The 3,722-nt window shown below is 73.0% G+C and carries 3 protein-coding genes; all 3 read left to right on the top strand.

Translation table 11 applies throughout. The annotated features are described in order from the left end of the window. Positions 1-275: 275 nt before the first annotated feature. Entirely contained in the window at positions 276-1,700 is a 1,425-nt protein-coding gene (gene nhaA / locus ABD308_RS18180; protein ID WP_344335677.1) for a Na+/H+ antiporter NhaA, read from the top strand. A 137-nt stretch (positions 1,701-1,837) separates the two neighbouring features. Then, positions 1,838-2,314 (top strand): phage holin family protein, encoded by a 477-nt coding sequence (locus tag ABD308_RS18175; RefSeq protein WP_344335674.1) that lies wholly within the window; start codon positions 1,838-1,840, stop codon positions 2,312-2,314. 151 nt (positions 2,315-2,465) lie between these two features. Then, the gene (locus ABD308_RS18170; RefSeq protein WP_344335671.1) at positions 2,466-3,455 is read left to right on the top strand and encodes an alpha/beta fold hydrolase; all 990 of its coding nucleotides are present in this window, start codon (positions 2,466-2,468) and stop codon (positions 3,453-3,455) included. Positions 3,456-3,722 lie beyond the last annotated feature (267 nt).

The following is a 3,722-nucleotide window of genomic DNA, read 5'->3' as shown; positions in this document are numbered from 1 at the left end:
GACCACCGCGCCCCCAGCGCACCCGGGGCCACGCGCACCCGGGGCCGGCCGCGCACAAACGCCGCGCACGGAGGCCGCGGGCGGACAGATCCTCGCGAGCGGATAACCCCTTGAGGATTAATCCTTGAAGAGGACAATCCGGACATCGCTTTGCCGCCACGCTACAATGTCAAAGGCGCATCAAGATCCGCGCCACAGGGCGAGCCGGGAAGTCTGGTCGGCGATGCACCACCGGTGCATCCACACACCGTCCCCTCGCCCCCAGGAGGCCGCGCGTGGCCAGCCAGCCGCCCGTTCACGAGCCGACGCCCCAGCGCCGCCAGTTCCTCGGCAGGCTGCCGCTCCCCGAGCGGAACTTCATCACCGACGCCCTGCGCACCGAGACGGTCGGCGGCGTCCTGCTGCTCGCCGCGGCCGTCGTCGCGCTCATCTGGGCCAACGTCTGGCCGGCCGCCTACCAGTCCGTCCTGAACTACACCGTCGGCCCCTCCGCCCCGCTCCACCTCGACCTCACCCTGGGCACCTGGGCCAAGGACGGGCTGCTGACGATCTTCTTCTTCGTGGCCGGCATCGAGCTCAAGCGCGAGTTCGTGGCGGGCGAGCTGCGCAACCCCCGCGCGGCGATGCTCCCCGTCATCGCCGCCGTCTGCGGCGTGGTGCTGCCCGCCGTCCTGTACACCGTCGTCAACGCGGGCCCCGGCGGCCACCCGAGCGGCTGGGCCGTCCCGACCGCCACCGACATCGCCTTCGCCCTCGGTGTGCTCGCCGTGGTCGGCAGCCACCTGCCCTCCGCGCTCCGTGCCTTCCTGCTCACCCTCGCGGTGGTGGACGACCTGATCGCGATCCTGATCATCGCGGTCTTCTACAGCTCCGGCATCAAGTTCTGGGCGCTCGGGCTGGCCTTCGCCGGGCTGCTGCTGTTCTGGTTCCTGCACCGGCGCGGGGTGCACGGCTGGTACCTGTTCGTCCCGCTCGCCTTCGTGACCTGGGCGCTGATGCACGAGAGCGGCGTGCACGCCACGGTGGCGGGCGTCGCGATGGGCCTGATGCTCCGCTGCCACCGGGTGGGCGATGAGAAGCAGTCCCCCGGCGAGCACATCGAGCACCTGGTCCGACCGCTCTCGGCCGGGGTGGCCGTGCCGGTCTTCGCGCTGTTCGCGGCCGGGGTGGGGCTCTCCGGTTCGGCGCTGCGCGAGGTGTTCACCGAGTCCGCCCCCCTCGGCATCGTGATCGGCCTGGTGGTCGGCAAGTCCGTGGGCGTCTTCGGCGGCACCTGGCTGACCGCCCGTTTCACCCGCGCCGAGCTGAATCCGCAGCTCAAGTGGGCCGACATGTTCGCCGTCTCGGTGCTGGCCGGCATCGGTTTCACCGTCTCGCTGCTGATCGACGAACTGGCCTTCCCGGACGACCAGGCGCTCGCCGACCGGGCCAAGGCGGCCGTTCTGGTGGGCTCGCTGATCTGCGCGCTGGCCGCCACCGTGCTGCTGAAGCTGCGCAACCGGCACTACCGCGCGCTGTGCGAGGAGGAGGACCGCGACCTCGACGGCGACGGCATCCCGGACGTCTACCAGCTCGACGACCCGGCCTGGCAGGCCCGGATGGCCGGACGCGCGCGGGAAGCGGAGGCGCGGCAGGCCGACGCGGGCCCGACACGCCCGGCCGTCGAACACCGTGACGAAGGCCGCGGCGGAGCCCGCTGAGCACCGCGCCGGAGCCCTCTGAGCGGCCCACCCGCCGGAACACGTCCCTCCGGCGGGGCCCCCGGAGTGGTGTCCGCTCGTCCGGTAGGGGCATGATTCTGAACTGTCGACAGTCCACCGGAAGAGGAGAACCGCTGATGCCCGCAGGAGCCGCAGACCCGTCCAGCAACGGCCGGGCGCCCTACGAGGGCGAGCGTTCGGTGGGGCAGCTGTTCGCCGCGGCCACCGCCGACCTGTCCGCACTGGTCCACGACGAGATCGCGCTCGCCAAGGCCGAGATCCGCGCCGACGTCAAGCGCGGCGTCTCCGGCGGTGTCTCGCTGGGCGTCGCGGGCGTGATCGCGCTGGCCGCCGTCCCGATGCTGAGCGCCGCCGCGGCGTTCGGCATCCACGCGCTGGGCCTGTCGCTCGGGTGGTCGTTCCTGATCGTGGCCGGCGCGTACCTGCTGCTGGCCGTGCTGCTGGGCCTGCTGGCGCTGCGTTCGTTCAAGAAGATCGAGAAGCCGGTCCGGACCATCGAGGGTGCGCAGAAGACCGCCGACGTGCTGAAGAACGCGCGGCCGCGTCCCGCCACCAAGGAGGAGATCGACCGCGCCCTGGGCCGCATCCCGTAGGCCCCCTCGCACGCCAGGGGCGCGCCGGGAACGCGCCAGGCACGCGCCGGGGACTTCGCGGGAATCGTGCGCCCGGTGCGCGGCGGCCCGGAACGGGGCGAGTGCGAGTGCCGGGCGCGTGTCCGGCGCGCGGATGTGACACGCTCTCGGTATGTCGCTCGACCAGAAGCCCGTGCCCGCGCAGCCGTCCGCCAGCTCCGGCCTCAGCGCCTCCGGCGACGCCCAGGACACGCCCCCGGCCGCCTGGGACGTCCGGCAGGCCGGACCGTGGATCCACCGCGACCTCGCCGCCAACGGCGCGCGGTTCCACATCGCCGAACTCGGCGAGGGCCCGCTGGTCCTGCTGGTGCACGGCTGGCCCGAGTACTGGTGGGCCTGGCGCCACCAGCTGACCGCGCTGGCCGCCGCCGGCTACCGCGCCGTCGCGGTGGACCTGCGCGGCATCGGCGGCAGCGACCGCACCCCGCGCGGCTACGACCCGGGCAACCTCGCGCTGGACATCACCGGGGTGATCCGCTCCCTCGGCGAGGACCGGGCGCACCTGGTCGGCCACGCCTCCGGCGGCACGCTGGCCTGGGTGGCGGCCGTGATGCGGCCCTCGGTGATCCAGAGCCTCACCGTGGTCTCCGCCGCGCACCCCCGTGACCTGCGCCGGGCGCTGCTCACCGACCGCAAGCAGATGGCCGCCTTCGAGCACGTGCTGGGCTTCCAGCGGCCGTGGATACCGGAGCGCCGTCTGGTGGCCGAGGACGCCGCGCTGGTCGGCCGCTACCTGGACGCCTGGACCGGCCGCAACCAGCTGGACCGCACGACGGTGGCCGCGTACCGGCAGGCGATCCAGATCCCCAGCACCGCGCACTGCTCGATCGAGCCCTACCGCTGGCTGCTGCGCTCGATGGCCCGGCCGGACGGCATCCAGTTCGCCCGCCGGATGAAGAAGCCGATCACCGCGCCCACCCTGCACGTCCAGGGCGCGGCGGACCCGGTGCTGCTGTCGCACACCGCGCTGGGCGGCGGCGAGTACGTCGCCGCGCCGTACCGCTGGCGGCTGCTGCCGGGGGTCGGGCACTTCCCGCACGAGGAGGCGCCGGAGCAGTTCACCACCGAACTGCTGGACTGGATCGGCCGGCACAAGGACTGAAGGACCAACGGCCTCCCCCGGACGAGGGCACGGGGCCGGGGGTCCCGCCGCCCGGATGGGCGAACGGGGCCGAAGGTCCCAACTCCCTTGATATGACGTTCATATGACAAACGCATAGGCCGCGTTGGTGGCCCACCGGGCGGTTACCCCCGTCGGCCCAGGGGCATCCATTGCGGTATGACCTGGATGCCCGATCGCGGCGGCGCCCCGCGCGGCCGACAGCACAGCAACAGCCCTCAGCGTTCCGCCCACCGTCCCGAGTGGGCG

This window comes from Kitasatospora putterlickiae (genome assembly GCF_039527695.1).
GTDB lineage: Bacteria > Actinomycetota > Actinomycetes > Streptomycetales > Streptomycetaceae > Kitasatospora > Kitasatospora putterlickiae.
The sequence above is the reverse complement of the archived record's forward strand: the minus strand, read 5'-3'. Positions and strand labels throughout refer to the sequence as shown.